Origin of the sequence: Bradyrhizobium sp. UNPF46 (assembly GCF_006658625.1) — a bacterium.
Classification (GTDB): Bacteria; Pseudomonadota; Alphaproteobacteria; order Rhizobiales; family Xanthobacteraceae; genus Bradyrhizobium; species Bradyrhizobium nitroreducens.
Genome location: NZ_LFJB01000103.1, coordinates 60,319 through 77,194, shown reverse-complemented (window position 1 = coordinate 77,194; position 16,876 = coordinate 60,319). Strand labels below are relative to the sequence as shown.

General features: G+C 64.8%; 16 protein-coding genes. 6 read left to right on the top strand and 10 right to left on the bottom strand.

Features of this window, described 5'->3' with window-relative positions; translation table 11 throughout:
• Positions 1-81: 81 nt before the first annotated feature.
• A complete protein-coding gene (locus UNPF46_RS33920; protein ID WP_142252973.1) occupies positions 82-1,644 on the top strand; it encodes an adenylate/guanylate cyclase domain-containing protein in 1,563 nt (520 codons plus the stop codon).
• Between the two features lie 267 nt (positions 1,645-1,911).
• Here UNPF46_RS33920 and UNPF46_RS33915 read toward each other — a convergent pair whose 3' ends face one another.
• From UNPF46_RS33915 to UNPF46_RS33905, 3 genes are all read right to left on the bottom strand, one after another.
• Positions 1,912-3,135 (bottom strand): ABC transporter substrate-binding protein, encoded by a 1,224-nt coding sequence (locus UNPF46_RS33915; protein ID WP_174719264.1) that lies wholly within the window; start codon positions 3,133-3,135, stop codon positions 1,912-1,914.
• A gap of 210 nt (positions 3,136-3,345) precedes the next feature.
• A complete protein-coding gene (locus UNPF46_RS33910) occupies positions 3,346-4,275 on the bottom strand; it encodes an alpha/beta hydrolase (protein WP_142252972.1) in 930 nt (309 codons plus the stop codon).
• 230 nt (positions 4,276-4,505) lie between these two features.
• On the bottom strand, positions 4,506-5,075 hold the full coding sequence (locus tag UNPF46_RS33905) for an alpha-ketoglutarate-dependent dioxygenase AlkB (protein ID WP_142252971.1): 570 nt from the start codon (positions 5,073-5,075) through the stop codon (positions 4,506-4,508).
• Positions 5,076-5,154: 79 nt separating this feature from the next.
• Between UNPF46_RS33905 and UNPF46_RS38035 the strand changes: the two genes are divergently transcribed.
• Positions 5,155-5,295, top strand: coding sequence for a hypothetical protein (locus UNPF46_RS38035; RefSeq protein ID WP_164718835.1), 141 nt, complete (start codon positions 5,155-5,157; stop codon positions 5,293-5,295).
• Here the strand turns inward: UNPF46_RS38035 and UNPF46_RS33900 are convergent.
• From UNPF46_RS33900 to UNPF46_RS33890, 3 genes are read right to left on the bottom strand one after another with little or no spacing between them, the layout of a single operon-like run.
• On the bottom strand, positions 5,292-6,878 hold the full coding sequence (locus UNPF46_RS33900; protein ID WP_142252970.1) for an ATP-binding protein: 1,587 nt from the start codon (positions 6,876-6,878) through the stop codon (positions 5,292-5,294). The two genes, UNPF46_RS38035 and UNPF46_RS33900, sit on opposite strands and share 4 nt — an antisense overlap.
• Complete coding sequence (locus UNPF46_RS33895; RefSeq protein ID WP_142252969.1) at positions 6,875-7,579, bottom strand: response regulator; 705 nt, start codon at positions 7,577-7,579, stop codon at positions 6,875-6,877. Before UNPF46_RS33895 ends, UNPF46_RS33900 begins: the two co-directional genes overlap by 4 nt.
• Before the next feature lie 12 nt (positions 7,580-7,591).
• The gene (locus tag UNPF46_RS33890) at positions 7,592-9,100 is read right to left on the bottom strand and encodes a DUF4153 domain-containing protein (protein WP_142252968.1); all 1,509 of its coding nucleotides are present in this window, start codon (positions 9,098-9,100) and stop codon (positions 7,592-7,594) included.
• A 189-nt stretch (positions 9,101-9,289) separates the two neighbouring features.
• Between UNPF46_RS33890 and UNPF46_RS33885 the strand changes: the two genes are divergently transcribed.
• On the top strand, positions 9,290-10,687 hold the full coding sequence (locus UNPF46_RS33885; protein ID WP_142252967.1) for a glycoside hydrolase family 3 N-terminal domain-containing protein: 1,398 nt from the start codon (positions 9,290-9,292) through the stop codon (positions 10,685-10,687).
• On the opposite strand, the gene UNPF46_RS33880 is transcribed toward UNPF46_RS33885, so the two are convergent.
• The 3 genes from UNPF46_RS33880 to UNPF46_RS33870 all read right to left on the bottom strand — a co-directional run bounded on the left by UNPF46_RS33880 (position 10,626) and on the right by UNPF46_RS33870 (position 14,437).
• Complete coding sequence (locus UNPF46_RS33880) at positions 10,626-12,245, bottom strand: ABC transporter substrate-binding protein (protein ID WP_142252966.1); 1,620 nt, start codon at positions 12,243-12,245, stop codon at positions 10,626-10,628. The genes UNPF46_RS33885 and UNPF46_RS33880 overlap by 62 nt on opposite strands.
• 147 nt (positions 12,246-12,392) lie before the next feature.
• Positions 12,393-13,664, bottom strand: a complete 1,272-nt coding sequence (locus UNPF46_RS33875) for a DUF892 family protein (RefSeq protein WP_097657428.1) — start codon at positions 13,662-13,664, stop codon at positions 12,393-12,395.
• Between the two features lie 140 nt (positions 13,665-13,804).
• Complete coding sequence (locus UNPF46_RS33870; RefSeq protein WP_142252965.1) at positions 13,805-14,437, bottom strand: TetR/AcrR family transcriptional regulator; 633 nt, start codon at positions 14,435-14,437, stop codon at positions 13,805-13,807.
• A 103-nt stretch (positions 14,438-14,540) separates the two neighbouring features.
• On the opposite strand from UNPF46_RS33870, the gene UNPF46_RS33865 reads away from it, so the two are divergent.
• The 3 genes from UNPF46_RS33865 to UNPF46_RS33855 all read left to right on the top strand — a co-directional run bounded on the left by UNPF46_RS33865 (position 14,541) and on the right by UNPF46_RS33855 (position 15,927).
• Positions 14,541-15,236, top strand: a complete 696-nt coding sequence (locus UNPF46_RS33865; protein ID WP_100174597.1) for a PspA/IM30 family protein — start codon at positions 14,541-14,543, stop codon at positions 15,234-15,236.
• Between the two features lie 39 nt (positions 15,237-15,275).
• Complete coding sequence (locus tag UNPF46_RS33860; RefSeq protein ID WP_097657431.1) at positions 15,276-15,551, top strand: YiaA/YiaB family inner membrane protein; 276 nt, start codon at positions 15,276-15,278, stop codon at positions 15,549-15,551.
• Between the two features lie 169 nt (positions 15,552-15,720).
• Positions 15,721-15,927: a hypothetical protein gene (locus UNPF46_RS33855; protein ID WP_097657432.1), complete on the top strand. Its 207-nt coding sequence runs from the start codon at positions 15,721-15,723 to the stop codon at positions 15,925-15,927.
• 53 nt (positions 15,928-15,980) lie between these two features.
• Here UNPF46_RS33855 and UNPF46_RS33850 read toward each other — a convergent pair whose 3' ends face one another.
• Positions 15,981-16,823 carry an SDR family NAD(P)-dependent oxidoreductase gene (locus UNPF46_RS33850; protein WP_142252964.1) on the bottom strand — a complete coding sequence of 281 codons (843 nt, stop codon included), beginning with the start codon at positions 16,821-16,823 and terminating at the stop codon, positions 15,981-15,983.
• Between the last annotated feature and the right edge of the window lie 53 nt (positions 16,824-16,876).

Sequence of the window (16,876 nt, the reverse complement as noted above, 5' to 3'; positions counted from 1 at the left end):
CGTTTTCTGGGTTCTGTGCCGCCGCATTCCCTCACAAATGACAGGCGTTTGCGACAAAATCGCACACGACGGAGCCACAGCGTGAAACCAGAGATCTCCGAAGAGCAGCGCAAGAACGGCATCCTCATCGGGGCCGCGATCGCTTTCCTCCTGCTCGCCTTGCCGGTCGCGGTCTGGCTGGACCTGACCGATCTCAGCAAGACGGCGTTGCGCCGGCAGGCGATCGATCTCAATTCGGTGATCTCGAGCGTGCGCAGCTACTACGCCTCCAACGTGGTCGGGCGCGTGCTCGCCAACCCTGACGGGACCACGAAGGTCGTGCACAATTACGAATCGGTTCCCGGCGCGATCCCGATTCCGGCGACGCTGTCGCTGGAGCTCGGTCGGGTGATCGGCGCCCAGCAGGAGAACATCACCTACCGCTTCGTCTCGGACTTCCCGTTCCAGAATCGCGCCCCGCACCAGCTCGACAAGTTCGAGAAGGACGCGCTCGATGCGCTGCGCAGGGATCCCGAGCAGAAGATCGTGGAGACCGAGACGTCGCTGTTCAACGACAAGGTCCGGCTGGTGGCCCCCGTCACGATGGGCCCGGCCTGCGTGAGCTGCCACAACAGCCACCCCGAGAGCCCGAAGAAGGACTGGAAAGTGGGGGATGTCCGCGGCATCCAGGAGGTGATCATCGCGCAGCCGATCGCCGCCAACATCTTCTCGTTCAAGTTCCTGCTGGCCTATTTTCTGATTGCCGCCGGCAGCGGACTTTCGTTCCTGTCGTTGCAGCGGCGGCAGGCGCGCCGCATCAAGTCCATGAACCGGGAGCTCGAATCCGCCAACGACTTCCTCGCGTCGCTGTCGATGAAGATCTCGCGCTACATCCCGCCGCAGGTCTACAAGAGCATTTTCAGCGGCCAGAAGGACGTCACCATCCACACCGAGCGCAAGAAGCTCACCATCTTCTTCTCCGACATCCAGAACTTCACGGCGACCGCCGAACGGCTGCAGCCGGAGCAGCTGACCCAGCTCCTCAACGAATATTTCACGGAGATGTCGGCGATCGCCCACGATTATGGCGGCACCATCGACAAGTTCATCGGCGACGCCATGCTGATCTTCTTCGGCGATCCCGAGACCAGGGGCGATCGCGCCGATGCGCAGGCCTGCCTGCAGATGGCCTGGCGCATGCAGCAGCGCCTCGCCGAGCTCAACGCGAAATGGCGCGCCGCCGGCATCGAACAGCCGTTCCGCTCGCGCATGGGCATCAATTCCGGCTATTGCAATGTCGGCAATTTCGGCAGCAGCGACCGCATGGACTACACCATCATCGGTGCCGAAGCGAACCTCGCCGCGCGCCTGCAGTCGATCGCCGAGCCCGGCGGCATCGTGCTGAGCTACGAGACTTTTGCCCTCGTTAGCGACATCGTCCGCGCGCATGCGCTGCCGGCGATCACGATGAAAGGCATCAGCCGCGAGGTGATTCCGTATTCGGTGGATGCATTGAACGATGCGGCGGCGGAGCGAAGCGGCGTCATCACCGAGCGCGCGCCGGGACTGGAGCTCTATCTCGATCCGGCGGTGGTGAAATCCGGCGACGCGGCCCACGTACGCGCACTGCTGGAGAGCGCGCTGGCGTCGCTGAAGCCGGCGTAAGGGGGCGCGAACGTGCGTAGCGCTTTCTGATCGAGAGAGTCCCCGTGTGGCACCCCTCTCCCTAACCCTCCCCCACAAGGGGGGAGGAAACGTACCTTTCGGGTGGCACGCGCTCGCTCCTATCAGTCGCGACAGTGAGGCACAGCGCCGCCGCGCACTCCGCTGCGCTCCCTCCCCCCTTGTGGGGGAGGGCGGGGGAGAGGGGTGGCCCAGCAAACGGTGCGTGCTTGAACGCCGCGCTGTCTCAAGGCCGCGTTTGGGTAAACCTCACCGCGCCATCCCTTCCGTGAACGCCGTTTCGATCACGTCGCCAAAGGGCTGCCAGGAGCGGCCGTCGAACTGCACCAGCCGCATCTGCCTGATCGGCAGATAGTTGCCGGGCGAGGTGCTCATCCTGATGTCGGGCAATGCGACGGAAGGATGAAAGCCCTTCAGCGAAGCCGCCTGTCGCATGATGTTCTCGCGCGAGACATCGTCGCCACATTGCTTCAGCACTTGCGTCAGCGCCTCGGCCGCGGCGTAGCCGTAGACCGCTGCGCTGTTGTTGGTGCTTTCGACCTGATGGTACTTGTCCATGAAGGTGAACCAGTCCTTCATGGCGGAATCGTCCTTCCATGCCGGATCGCTCGGATCCTTCAGAAAGGCCGCCGAGATCACGCCGGCCGAGTTCTCCAGGCCCGCGGGCGCCATCGCATTGGCAATCGAGGCAGAGGCATCGTTGACGATGAACACCGGATGCCAATTCAGTGACGCTGCCAGCTTGATCACCTGGGACGCCGTCGACGGCACGCCGAGAAAGACGAAGATGTCGGCACCGGTGCGCTTGAGGATCGAGACGTGTCCGTCGAGATGCGCGTCGTTGATGTCGAAGGCGATGTCGACGAGGACATGACGGTTCAGATCGCCCAGCCCTTCCTGGACGCCCTTGTAGAGCACGCGCCCGAACTGGTCGTTCTGCCAGAGCACGACGATCTTCTTCCTGGGATAGTAGGCCTGGATGTAGTTGGCGTAGATACGCCCCTCCGATCGGAACGACGGCTGCCATCCCATCGTCCAGGGAAACTTCTCGGCCCGGCTCAGTTCCTCGTCGCCGGAGGCGACGAACAGTTGCGGGATCTTCTTCTCGTTCAGGTACCAGCGCGTGGCGAGATTGCCGGGCGTGCCGAACGCCCCGAACATCAGGTGCACGTCGTCCTTCTCGACCAGATTGCGCGTCAGCTCCAGCGCCGTCGCCGGATCGGAATTGTCGTCGCGCGTGATGAAGCGGATCTTGCGACCGTTGATGCCGCCGCGCGCGTTGATCATGTCGAAATAGGCCGCTTCCGCCTGACCGATCGCGCCGAATTCCGAGAGCGGTCCCGAATAGGGCATGACATTGCCGATGCGGATTTCCTTGTCGCTTGTCGGCTGATCGGCGTGTTGCTGTGACATCGCCCCAAGCGAGGCGAGAGCGGCGATCAAAGCGAATAGCAGTCTGCCGGTGACGCGCATGCTCGACACCTTGTCGTTGGCCCCCAACGAGGTCGGCTCGGTCCGCACCAAGGCGAGCTAATCTAGGTCAGGCGTTTGGCAATCGTGTGGCCTGACGGGGCGTCTTCGAAGCGGGGCTCCCGGGCGCCGACGAAGCGGCAGGTGTGCTGACGCGCCGCGGGGTGGCCCAGCAAATGGTGTGAGAGGTCGATGATCGGAGCAGCGCGTCCGCTACGGCAGCCCCCGTGCCTCCAGCTGATGCACCAGCAGCAGGGTAGGTTCGGCGAGGCTGTCGCCGGAACCGTCGAGACCGAAGGCGCTGGCGATGCCGTCGCGGCTGCGCAGCAGCGCGCTGCGCGGGCAATGACCGGCGCCGCAGAGCGTCTTCTTCAAGGTTTCGCCTTGTGCGACGGTGCTGGCGGAATCGTCCGCGGCCCAGGCCAGCACGATCGGCACATCGACGTTGAGGATGCCCGGGAAAACCGAGCGCGTGTTGTACTGGCCGGCGTCGCTGCCGAGATAGGCCTTCTCGCTGTCGTTCGCATCCTTGCCGGCGCGGTAGATGCCGGACACCAGCACGACGGCGGCGACATCGGCGCGGTCGGTCTGAAGCTCGGGATGCGCCAGCAGGGTCGCGACATGGAAGGCGCCGGCGCCGTAGCCGACCGCAACGATCTCGCGGGCATCGCCGTTGAACAGGTCGATATTGCCGTGCACCCAGGACAGCGCCGCCGCCACGTCGGTCGCCCCCATCGGCCAGGTCGCTGCGGGGGCCAGGCGATAGCTGACGCGTACCCCGATCATGTCGTTGCGCGCGGCAAAGCACATCGCCTGGTCCTGGATCTGGCGCGACAGCTCAGGCGCGCCGCGGTCGCCAGTGAAGGTGTCGCCGGTCACGAACAGCAGCACCGGCCGCGGCGTATCCGCCTTGGTCGCACTGGTGGCGACATCGAGCACATTGGCCTCGCTCTCGCCGTAGCGCAGGCCGCGCGAGAAGGTGACCTGCTCGCACAGCCGAGCGGTGCCGCCGGCCGTGGTGTCGGAATCGGTGAGGCCTGCGCGGATGAGATCGGAGGGCGGCGACAGCCGGGCGGGCAAGGGACCGTGGGCGGAGGCCGTGGTCATGGTCAGAAGCAGGAAGAATGTCAGGTAATTTTTCATGATGATGCCGGCCTTGGGAGGCCAATACTGGCTCGCTGATCTGGCCTGTCTTCTCAATTCGCCTCATTAGTCAGCCGGCCTTGAGGCTAATTCGCGGCACCTTTGGCAGACCCGCGGCCGGCGCGGAACGGGCAGCCGGTGCGACATCCAGCCGCGTTTGGAGCGCACATGCGGGGTTGCGCTCTACTGTGCATGGGGTTGTTTTCGCAAATTTTGTTTTGGACGGCCTGTCAGGCCCGCTTCATGGTCCGGAACGTGACCGAGTAGCGGCGCGCCTCCACCGGCGGGATGCTGTGCTCCCATTGCGAGCGCGCCTCGCGGTCCATCAGGTACAGCGAGCGCGGCTGCGCCTCGATCGTGTGGCGCTGCCATTTGTCGCCGCTGCGGCGACGGAAACGGAACTTGCAAGGAGCGCCGAGCGACAGGCCGAGCACCTTGTCGAAATGCGGCTTGTCGCGGTGCCAGCCGATGCCGACGCCGACCTCATACTCGGTGCAGAGCACCTGCCGGACGCTGCCCTGCGGCAGCCCCGCCCATGCCTCGACCCGATGTGCGATCGGCGAGAGCCAGTCCGGGATCGGGTCGGCCTCGGTCAGCCGCTGCAGCGCATAGTCGTAGCGGTAGCCGAAGGAGGCGACCCGACGGTTGCCCTCGAAGGCCCCGAACTGGAAACGCTGCAGCGGCAATGCTGCGATGCGGCCGATCAGCGCCTGCTCGGTGGCGGGCTCGATAAAATGATCCGTATGGCGAAGGCCGGCCGGACCGGATTCCGGTTCGGTGAACAGACCAAGCTGCGTCATTCCTCGCATTTCCGTGATGGAACCTATTGGCGGCTGATGCGACTTACATATGACGCGGGGAGTAACGTGCGAGGCTGTCATGGCACAGAAGCATACCGCCGATCCGGCAGAGATCATGCGGGCGACCGGTCATCCTGAGCTGGAATACGCCGCCGGCTGGACCATCGCCGGTCTGGTCACCATCGGTACCATCGTCGCCGCTTGGGTATTTGCCATCTAGGCTGCGGGAAACTGCAGCTCGAAGGCCGCCCCCTCGTCGGTCGGCTTGAGCCTGATCGAGCCGCCATGGCTCGCCATCACCGCGCGTGCGATCGCAAGTCCCATTCCGGTGCCGCCCTGGTCGCGGCGGGTGGTGAAGAACGCATCGAAGATCCTGTCGCGGTTCGGCGCCGAGATCGGTTCGCCGTCATTGCTCACCGTGAGGCGCAAGGTCGTGCGCTCGAAGGTCGCCTCGAGCCTGATTGTCGCAGCCTTGTGCCGGACCGCGTTGTCGGCGAGATGCGACAGCACGATCAGCGCTTTCTCGCCGGACATGCCGATGGGGCGGTCGAGGCTGCCGCTGGCCGAGATGTCGCTTGCGGGAAACCGGCTCCTGAGCTCGGCGATCACGGGTGCCAGCTCGGTGCGCTCGTTCTGGGGCAGGCTCTCGGCGCGGGCAAGCTCGCGCAGCCGCTGCGCCATCGCCTCCAGCCGCTTTGTGTCGGACAGGATGTTGGCGATGAACGTCTTCTGCTCGGCCGGCGTCAGGCCCTCGGCCTTGCCCTGATAGGAATCCTGCAGCAGCTCGGCGGCACCTTTGATCGAGGTCAGCGGCGATTTCAGCTCATGGGTGAGGTGGGCCGAGAACGTTGCGATGTAGTCCGAGCGCCGCGCCAGCTGCTCGGCCATGCCGAGAAAGCTGTGCGAGAGTTGGGCGAACTCGCGGGTGCCGTAATGCCGGAGCGGCTGGAACGCCTCGCGGTCGCCGCGGCCGATTCTCGCTGCACGGTCGATCAGCTCGCGCATCGGCAGGGTGATGGTGCGCGAGAACACGAGGCCGATCGCGATCGTGCCGAGAATGACGGCGAGCCCGGCCAGCACGAACTTGGCCCGCTCCTGGTAGAGATGATCGAAAATGTTGCTCGGCGTCCGCGTGGTGTAGATCACCCCCGCGACGCGGTTGTTGACGATGACGGGCATCGCCGAGAACACGTGCACGCCGAGGCCGCGGCTGAAGGAATAAATCGGCGGCGGCGGCTTGTCCGGCACGCGGTTGCGCAAGGTGGCGCGATATTGCCCGTGCAGCGCGTCCGCGACCTCCTCGATATGGGCGAGCGACTGCCCGACCTCCTGCCGCCCGGCAATGACGACGCCCTGCGGATCGAGGATGCGGAAGCCCGCCAGCGTCACCTTCTGGGTCTCGCGGATGATCGGCGTCAGCCTTGCGCCGATCTCGACATAAGCGGGCTGTGCTGCTTGCGGCGCGGCCTGCGCGTCCGGCCGCCGCCTGAGCAGGTCGTTGGCGGTGAGGTCGAGCGCGGGGCGGATCGGCGTGACGGGGTCGCCGGGGTCCGGCAGCACGTTCGGCGGCACCTCGGCCCCGAGCGTCAGCCCGCTGTCGAGCCGCGCGGTGACCTCCTGCGCATAGATCGTTGCCAGCACGCGGCTCTGCGCGATCAACTCGGCCTGGGTCTGGCGGATCAGCTGGTTGTCGTAGAGGCGAAAGAAGAACAGGCCGACCAGCGGCAGGATCGCCACCGTCGCCAGCACCGTGAAGATCACGAGGGCGAGCGAGGGCCGCCATTTGTCGGGTGCCGCGCTCATGCCTCTTTCTCGCAGCGCCCGAGCTTGAAGCCGACGCCGTGGATGGTCTCGATCACGTTCTCGCAATCTTGTGCCGCGAGCTTGGCGCGGATGTTGCGGATGTGGCTGTCGATGGTGCGGTCGGAGACCTGGATGTTGAGCTGATAGGCGGCCCGCATCAGCTGCTCGCGGTTGAACACCGAGGTCGGCCGGGTCAGGAACGCGCGCAAAATGCCGAACTCGATCGCGGTCAGCTTCAGCGGCGTGCCGGCGAAGGTCGCGACATGCTGCTCGGGGTCGATCAGCAGGCCGCCTTGCGACAGCGCGGCAGGCCCCGCCTTGGCCTCGCCATTGCGCGGACTGAGCCGGCGCAGGATCACGTTGACCCGCGCGACCAGCTCGCGCGGGCTGAACGGCTTCGTCACGTAGTCGTCGCCGCCGATCTCGAGGCCGAGGATGCGGTCGATCTCCTCGTCGCGCGCCGACAGGAACAGGATCGGCACGTCGGAGACTTTGCGGACCTCGCGGCAGACGTCGAGGCCGTCGAACTCGGGCATGCCGATGTCGAGCACGATCAGGTCGGGCTTGTCGGCGGCAATGCGGAGAAGCGCCTCCTTGCCGTCGCGCGCCTCGATCACGTCCATGCCCGCCTTCTTCAGGGCGACGCGGATGACCTCGCGGATGTGGCCCTCGTCGTCGACGATGAGAATGCGATGCGCCAAGGATATCTCCGCTCATCCTGCCGGCCGGCTGCCGGACTGATCTCTTGCCTGCGCGTCCAGCCTGCGCTGGAGCCGCCAGCTTCGAAAGCCCCAGCTCCGCCAGGCCAGATCCTGGCGCTGCTGTTCTACAAGGCGGTCGCGGCGCGACACAAGGCAGCTCTCGCTGACGCCGGGCCGGAGCGCCATGGCTCGGTCGATAGCGGGCAATGCTTGCGGCCCGAGTGTCAGGAGATAATTGACGTCGATTTTCACGCCGTTGCCCGATGCTTCCCGGCTGTGGGTGACGTTGTAGTCGGCGATGAAGGCGTCGAAGTTCACGAGCGAGCAGCCATAGAGCACGATCGTGAGCGCGATCAGATTGACCCCGACGAGCCATTGGTTGGACCGGTTGAGGACGATGCGGGCGACGATCAGGATCAGCCCCAGCGCGACCAGCCCCATCCAGATGAAGGCTGCGATCCGCCAGTAGGTCAGCATGTAGATGTCCACGTAGAGGTCGAGGCGAAGGATCGAGGAGGCGACGAGAAGCACATTCTGCGCGACCCAGAGATAGACCAGTGGCCGGATCACCTTCGATTTCTCGGCCGGGCCGCCCGGACGCATCGCCACCAGCACGAAGGCTGCGGCGAGCAGGGCGGTCACGATCAGCGGATAGGCGCCGCGATGCGCGTAGCCCGCATAGGTCAGATCGTCGGGCAGCGCCACATGGCCCCAGAGATAGATGCCGTCGAGAACGGACTGGGCCGCGAACAGCAGGTTGAACAGGATCAGCGAGCGCAGGATGGTCGAGGAGCCGAGAAACTCCGCCGAGGCCAGCGGCGGGAGCGGCGGCGGCAAGGGTCCCTCCGCGATGGCGGTCGTGACGATCGTCCTGCCCCGCCAGCGCACATGGATAAAGGGCCAGACCAGCGCCAGCATCAAGGCCCAGAACAGCACGCGCGGGACGCTGATATATTGGAGGATGAGCTTCGGATTGAGCAGGGACACCCACTGCTCGATCACCGGATTGGCCGCGGCGAACAGCGCGACGAAGACCGTGCTGAGTGCTGCAGGGAGCAGCCACTGTGCGATGCAGCGGGTCAGCGCCGAGGCGCTGAACGCCTGGGGCGCATCGAGGAAGAACCTGAAGGGTCCGAGCAGGACCAGGTTGCGCAGCGCGCGGACGCGCTCGGCGAGCCCGGTCGCCTCCGCATTGGTCACGAGCAGCAAGGCAATCGCCAGCGACGCGGCGAGGAGCAGGAACGAGAGCGTGTTGAGTTCCTCCATGGCCGGCACGAGACCGGCGGCGAAAATGGCCGAACCGATCATGGCGCGGCGCCAATCGAGAGCCGCGCGATTGAAGTGCGCCGACACGGCGGCGAGCGCGATCGCAAACAGCGTCAGCGACAGCCCGATTCGATGCCCGTAGAACAGCCAGTCGGCAAGTGCGGCCAGCGCCAGCGCGAGGCCGACCTTGGCAGGGATCGAGGAGTGACCGATCGGCTTGATTTCCTCGATGATCGTCGATGCCAGGCTTGTCATGTCCGAAAAGACCTTTCGTGATGGTTGGCATCGCGAAGTCTGAACGTCGCTTGTGCAGAAGGCGGGATCGTCGTCTGCAGGGCTTCAGGAGTCTTTTGCAGATTTCGTGCAGGCGCGCGTTTGGCTCTCGCGGAACGCAAATCGCTTTGATAGGTGCGAAGCATTCGTCTTCATCGCATGTGGCACATCATGCAACTCCTCCGTCGTATCGGTCTCGTCCTGCTCTGGTTGGCCGCGCCGCTCGTCGCATTCGCGGCCTTGAACAAGAACGACCCCTATCTGCTCGTGCTGCGCGGCGCCGGAAACATCGCGCTTGTCGTCGCAAGCCTCTTGATCGTCGCCGTCCTGCTATGGCGCGGGCACTGGCGCAGCATCGCCGGCAAGCTGCTCGTCGTGCTCTGGTGCTCACCGCCGGTCCTGATGTCGGCGGCACATCTGAAGTTCGAGCTGCGCAAGCACGGGGTCCTGGCCGCCGGTGCGGCCGAGGCGCGCCAGCTCGGACCTCACTTCATGGTTGGCTATTCCTCCTTTTCCGAGGTCGCGCGCCTCGCCGGGCAGGGCTTGATCGGCGGCGTCTATGTGACCCGGCACAATATTCGGGGCCGAGGCATCGAGGCGTTGCGCGCGGAGCTTGCGGCACTCCAGGACGTCAGGCGCGCAGCCGGCCTGCCGCCGCTGGTGGTCGCTGCCGATCAGGAAGGCGGCATCGTCGGTCATCTCGCACCACCGCTGACCAAAGTGCCGGCATTGGCGACGCTTGCCGGGCTTGCTCCCGACGAGCAGCAGGCCAAGGCGGAGGAGTTCGGCCGCATTCACGGAAGCGAGCTCGCCGCCCTCGGCGTCAATCTCAACCTCGCCCCGGTGCTCGACCTCAAGCCGCCGCAGAGGCGCAACCGGCTCGATTTCCACACGCTGATCGGCCAGCGTGCGATCGCAACCGATCCTATCGTCGTCAGCACGATTGCGAGCGCCTATGTGCGCGGACTGGAGGAGTCCGGCGTCGGCGCGACGCTCAAGCATTTCCCCGGCATCGGCCGCGTGCGCACCGACACGCATCATTTCAGCGCGAGTCTCGATACCCCGGTCAAAGAGCTGGAAGTGAGCGACTGGCTTCCGTTCCGCGAGGTGCTGTCGCATTCGCGCAGCGCGCTTATGGTAGGACATGTCACGCTCACCGCCGTCGATCCCGATCGCGCCGCCTCGCATTCGAAACGCGTCGTTGACGGCATCATCCGCGACAAGTGGGGCTATCAGGGCATGGTGATGACCGACGACCTTGTGATGGGCGCGATCTACCAGAACGACGTCTGCAAGGCGGTGGTCGAGGCGCTCAATGCCGGTGTCGACATGTTGCTGGTCGCCTACGACGGCGCGCAGTTCTACCGCGTCTTTGCCTGCGCCCTGGAAGGATCGCGGCAGGGCAAGCTCGACGCGGCGATGCTGCGCGCGAGCGAGACCCGGCTGGCGCGGAGCTTTCCGATCGAGCAGGCACGCGCGGCGCCAAGCCCAATTCAGCTCGTCGAAACTAGCCCTTCGCGAACTGGCGGTAGTCCGGTTCGCGGTGAAACCAGAACTCGTAGCCGGTGACGGCCTTCTGCATCGCGACGTCGTGGATCGGCTGGTTGAGCGGAATGACAGGAACGTCGCGCATGCAGAGCGCGATGAAATCCTTCACGCACCGGTCATACTCCGCCGCATCCGCGGTGAAGCGCGCCTTGTCGATCAGCGCGTCCATCTCCTTGTTCTGATAGGAGGAGATGTTGAAGATCGAGTTGTTGCCGTGGAAATTCCAGTAGAAGTAATATTCGGGATAATCCAGCCAGCCGCTGAAGCGGTTGAGCGCGAGCGGCAGCTCCTTCTTGTTCAGCGTCGTGCGCCAGTTGGCGCCGGGAATCTTCTCGATCGCCGCCTTGATGCCGATCTTGGCGAGGCTCTCCTGGATCAGGATCGCCGTGGGTTCGCCGACGGTCGCGGTGCCCGTGTCGAGCGACAAGGTCGTCTCCAGGCCCGACTCGAAGCCGGCTTCCTTCATCAACGCCCTGGCTTTGTCGAGATCGGTGACATAGGGAGACGGCTGCGGCCAGACCGGCTTTGAGACCTCTGCCGCTCCGCCATACATCGGAACGGCGCGCCCGAAGAACGCACTGCTCTGAATCTGCTCGTAAGGCATGGCCCAGGCGATGGCCTGGCGCAGCTTGGCATTGTCGAACGGCGGCTTCGCGGTGTTGAGGGCGACGTACCAGAGCGCGTTCGGGATCGGCACGCCCGAGACCTTGACCTTGCCTTCCCTGATGATCTGCTCGAAATCGCGCGGCGCAAAGCCGCTGGAGATGTCCGCATCGCCCCGCTCCAGCATGGCGCGGCGGGTACCGGCAGAGGGAACGTCGCGCGCGATCACGCGCTTGACCTTCGGCAGCGGGCCGCTCTTCCAGTCGTCGAACCGCGCCAGCACGGTTTCGCTGCCGGGCTTCCAGCTCTCGATCCTGTAGGCGCCGCCGCCGGCCTCGTTGGTCCTCAGCCAGGCCAGCGCCCAGGGGTCTTCAGCCGTCGCGTTCTTCTTCGCAAGCTCGGAGTTGATGATGAAAGGCACGACGACCGCGACGTTGAACAGCAGCATCTTGTCCTTGCGGACGTAGTCGATGCGGAAAGTGTGATTGTCGACCACGACGAACTGCTCGGGTTTCTCCAGCGATCCCGCCGACATCTGGAAGGTCGGAAAGCCGCCGACCTTCACCGCGCGGTCGAAGGACCATTTGACGTCCTTGGCGGTGACAGGCGTGCCGTCGTGAAATGTCGCGTCCTTGCGAAGCTTGAAGGTGCAGGACATTCCGTCGGCCGCAACCTCCCAGCTCTCGGCCAGTTCGGGCGCAAGCTTCTCGCGATCATACGACAGCGTCCCGTCCGGCAGCGTCCTGGAGGCGTAGGAAAGCAGGCGGTCATAGCAATTCCACGAGAGCCCGTTCACGGTCTGGTTGGAGCCGACGCCTTGCATGTCCAGCGAGTTCGGACCCAGCTCCTGCACCACCAGCAGAGTCTCGCTACGTCCCTGCGCCCAGGCAAGCGGCGGAGTAACGGCACTGATGCCGGCGGCACCCACGCCGCCGACCACGCTGCGGCGGTTCATATGGAAGGGTGAACTGCTCATGGGGCCTCCTGTCCGCCAATCATCCGGTATCGAGAGGCAAGGTGTGTGCCATTGGCACGACCGATCGTGCGATATCCATGGCCGGCCGCCCCGCGCGATGGCGCGAGGCGGCTTCGTTCGGTTCGTCTGTGCGTGGGCCGGCTGTTTTTATTCGGCCTGCTCCACTGCGGCAGGCATCTTTGCAACCGACATCAGCGATCGCGCGACCTGATTAAGCAACAGATCGGCGTTCTCTTCCTCGGCGAGGGATTTGGAGAGCAGGGCGACCACCGCGCTATGCCGGAGCTGCTGCGCCAGGTTGCGCGCGGTGGTGTAGCCGGACATCTCGTAATGTTCGACGCGTTGAGCCGCAGAAATCAGCGAGAGGTCGGCGGCCGCGTCTTCCTTGTCCTCGGCTTCCTTCATGACCTCCTGGCCTTCCTCGATGAGGCCCATCATGCCCTTGCAGGGCTTGGCGCGTGCGTTCTCGCCGAGCAGCTCAAAGCATTCGTTGATGCGTTCGACCTGGTTCTCGGTCTCGGCCAGATGCTGCTCGAACAATTCGCGCAGCTGGTCAAAGCGGGCAGCCTGCGCCATCTTGGGAAGCGCCTTGGTCAACTGCTTCTCGGCATGGAGAATGTCGCGCAGCTCGTGAAGCAGAAGCTCGGTCAGGCCGGACTCGTCGACGGGCGACGAACTCTCCGCGACGATCGACGGGGCTGAGCCTGGATCCGAAGACTGGAGGGCAGGCGATTCCGTGAACACCCAGTCCTCACCCTCGTTCCAGGGACCGCGGGTGTCGATTTCGCCGTGGTCGCCGCTGCCGGTGGAGTCGTTGAAGTACTGGTTCACGAGGCCGGGCGTCGGCGCGAGCCTGCCGATGCTGAAGGCCGGCTTCTCCAGGCTTTCGAGCGCCCGCGCAAAAGCCTTCATATGAGTGATCTCCCGCGTCATCAGGAACTGGAGCGCGTCCTTGCTGCCCGAATCGTCGCAGAAATTGATAAGCCGTTCATAGACGATCTTCGCGCGCGCCTCGGCGGCGATGTTGCTGCGGAGGTCGACGTCGAGCTCGCCGGTGATCTTCAGATAGTCGGCGGTCCAGGGATTGCCTTGTGAATTGAACAGATTGACGCCGCCGCCACCGGCGATCGCAATCAGCGGATCGGCCTCTGCCGCCTGGCGGTCGTTCTTCGAAGGCGCAAGATGCATGCGCGCAAGGCAACCGACGACTTCGAGATGGCTGAGCTCTTCGGTGCCGATATCCATCAGGAGATCCTTGCGGTCGGGATCCTCGCAATTCAAACCTTGAATCGAATATTGCATGGCGGCCGCGAGTTCCCCATTGGCGCCGCCGAACTGCTCGAGAAGCATATTGCCAAAGCGGGGATCGGGTTCGTCGACACGCACGGTGAACATCAGTTTTTTGACGTGGTGATACATGGGAGGGCTCGCGCTGTGGGGGAAACTATGCGCGTCAACCGGCGCTCGGAACGTTCGTTCCTAGTTCGTCGAGATTCAGATCCGGCGCTGCGAAGAAAAAGCGGAGCGCATCTGCACGTTCGTGAATGCCGGCGAGGCCTCTACGGTGCCGCCGCTGCGTGGCTCCGCTCGGCCCGCGCGATAAGCCCGTCGATCATCGCGTGCACGAGGCCTGCGATTTCCTCGCGCAATGCCGGTAGCGGCACCGCGACCAGCTTCTGCTCCAACCCCAGCGCCACCATGCCGTGCACCGCCGAGAACAGGCTGCGCGCGGTGATACCGAGCTCCTCCGGACTCCGCTTTGGCAGCAGCGCGGTCAGCGGCTTGTGGATGTGGCGGAACAGCTGCATCTGATCCGCAGCGGACCAGTCGGGGACGAGCTTGCCGGCCTCCATGCGGTGCTCGAACAGCGCGCGCCAGAGCTGAAGATTTTCGGCGGCGAAATCGCAATAGGTGATGGCGATGCGAACCAGCGTCTCCTGCGGGGAGGGCTCGCCCGCGCCTTCCGCGGTGCTGAGCGCCTCGTCGAGCCGGAGCAGCGTGCGCGAGCCTACGCGCAGGATCAGCTCGTCCATATCCTCCACGAGGTTATAGACCGCGCCATTGGCGCACCCGATCTCGCGGGCAAGATCGCGGGTTTTCAGCCCCGACAATCCACGGCCAGCGATCATCCGCTCCGCCGCGAGGATCAGGTCAGATCGAAGTTTCTCCCGCCGTTCCAATGCCTTAGACATATCGAGGCCAAATTTTTGAGCGTTGCTCAAAATTCTCTTGAACAATGTTCAAGTCTGTTGCTACAAAGAATCCGTGAGCAACGCTCATAACAGGGAGCTTCAGATGTTCAAGACAGTCGTGACACTTTTCCGCGGCAGCGTGGCCGCCGCCGGCGAGGAGCTGGAGGACCGGACGGCCCTCCTCATTCTCGACCAGCAGATGCGCGATGCGGCCGCCGCCGTCGAGCGCAGCAAGCGAACGCTGGCGCTGGCGATCGCGCAGGACCAGCAGGAGGGCCGCAAGCTCGAGGCGACCATCGCCCGCATCGCCGATCTCGAGACCCGCGCGGTCGCAGCGCTCGAGGGCGGCCGCGAGGACCTCGCCAGGGACGCCGCCGAAGCCATCGCCGGCCTCGAGGCGGACCGCGATGCCGCGATGACGGCCCGCGCGCTGTTCGCGACCGAGATTGCCCGGCTGAAGCGGCACGTCGCCAATGCACAAGCTCGCATCACCGAGCTCGATCGGGGCCGGCGCGTCGCCCGTGCCTCGGAGGCGGTTCGCTCGCTTCGCCGCAGCGGCATCGAGGCCGCGCGTCCTTACGAATCCACCCTGCCGGAAGCGGAGAGCACCTTACGACGTTTGCGCGATCGGCAGATGGAAGCCCAGGCCGCCGACGACGCGCTGGTCGAGCTCGATGCGGCCACCGGGCCTCTCGCGACCGCCGAGAGATTAGCCGAGCAGGGCTTTGGCCCGCGGCTGAAGACGACCGCAGACGACGTGCTCGCGCGGTTGAAGTCCAAGCGCGTGCCGACGGCCTGATCTCACCCCCATCATCATTCGCACCAACAGGAGACCATCATGAACCAGAACGGCCAGCCCCACAGCAGCGCCTGGGTGACCTTCACCTACGCGTCCTTCGCAGCCTCCGCCTTCCTCGTCGCCATCGGCGTTTTCTTCCTGCCGATCGACGTCTGGATGAAGGGCTATCTCACCATGGGTATCGTCATGCTGGTCCAGACCTGCATCACCCTGACCAAGACCGTGCGCGACAATCACGAGAGCAGCCGGCTGGTGAACCGCATCGAGGACGCCAAGGCCGAGCGTCTGCTGATGGAAGTCTCCAAGGCCGCTTGAAAGGAGCGTCAGATCCGGACGACGAGCAAGAGAGAGCCGCGGAGCAGCGTCCCGCGGCTTTCGCGTCGGCAAATGAGGTCTTGATCGGCTCCAGCGATCCGCATCCCGCATTGTGCTTCGACCCCAGGTGCGATATGGCTCGCGCGCTTTCCAGAGGCGGAGACGAGCTTTGTCGAAACAATCGCTGCGTGAGGAGGCCGAGCGCCTCATCCGCGAATCGATGGAAAAGAAGTCCATCGTCGTCAAGCAGGGCTCGACCCGCATCGAGGCCGTCTGCGGCAAATGCGGCGCGCCGAACCGGGTCCAGGCGGAGAAAGGCCAGACCCGCGTCAAGTTCGCCTGCAAGAACTGCGGGCACAAGCAGGAGACGCTGTAGGTTCCTGACCTTCTCCCCTTTTGGGAGAGTGGTTCGCCGCGCAGCGGCGAGACCTACTTCCCCTCCACGAACCGCTTGAACGCATCCGCGTAATCCGGATGCCAACGCGACAGCGGCGGGCGGTTCTCGACGATGTCGCCGGCTGCCCACAGCACGCGTTTCTCGTCGAGCGTGCGCGGCACGTCGTTGTCCGGGCACAGGATGTAGAAATCGTCGGCCTCCAGTCGCGCCAGCATGAAATCCACCGTCTGCTCCGGCGTCCAGGCGCCCGCCGGCTTTTCGGTGCGTCCCTTTGCGGTCAGGCCGGTGAAGACGAAGCCGGGGATCAAGAGGTGTGCCGTGATGCGACAGTCTTTCGTATTGCGCAGCTCGTGCTGGAGCGCCTCGGTGAATGCCTTCACCCCGGCCTTGGAGACATTGTAGGCGGGGTCGCCCGGCGGCGTGGTGATGCCCTGCTTGGAGCCGGTGTTGATGATGAGGCCGTGCCTGCCGCGCGCGATCATGCTGGGTGCGAAGATGCGCGAGCCGTTGATGATGCCCCACATGTTGACGCCGATGATGCGCTGCCAGTGATCGGGCTCGCCGAACAGCGTGCTGCCCGGCTGGATGCTGGCATTGTTCATGAGGAGGTCGGTGCCGCCGAACCGCTCGCGCACGGCGCGCTCCAGTTCCGTCACATTCTCGACCTTGCTGACGTCGACGGCGGCCGTCATCACGTTCGCGGCACCGGCGATGGATGACAGTTTTGTTGCGGCCTCGACCAGGCGTTCCTGATCGACATCCACGATGCACACTCTCATTCCGGTGCGCGCAAACGCGGCGGCGGCAAATCCGATGCCGGATGCGCCACCCGTGACGACGGCAACGTTGTCTTTGACGATGGCTGGATGTGACATGGCTGGTCTCCGGCGAAGTTGCGTTGCGCTCCGTCGCGTTATAGCACGCGCCT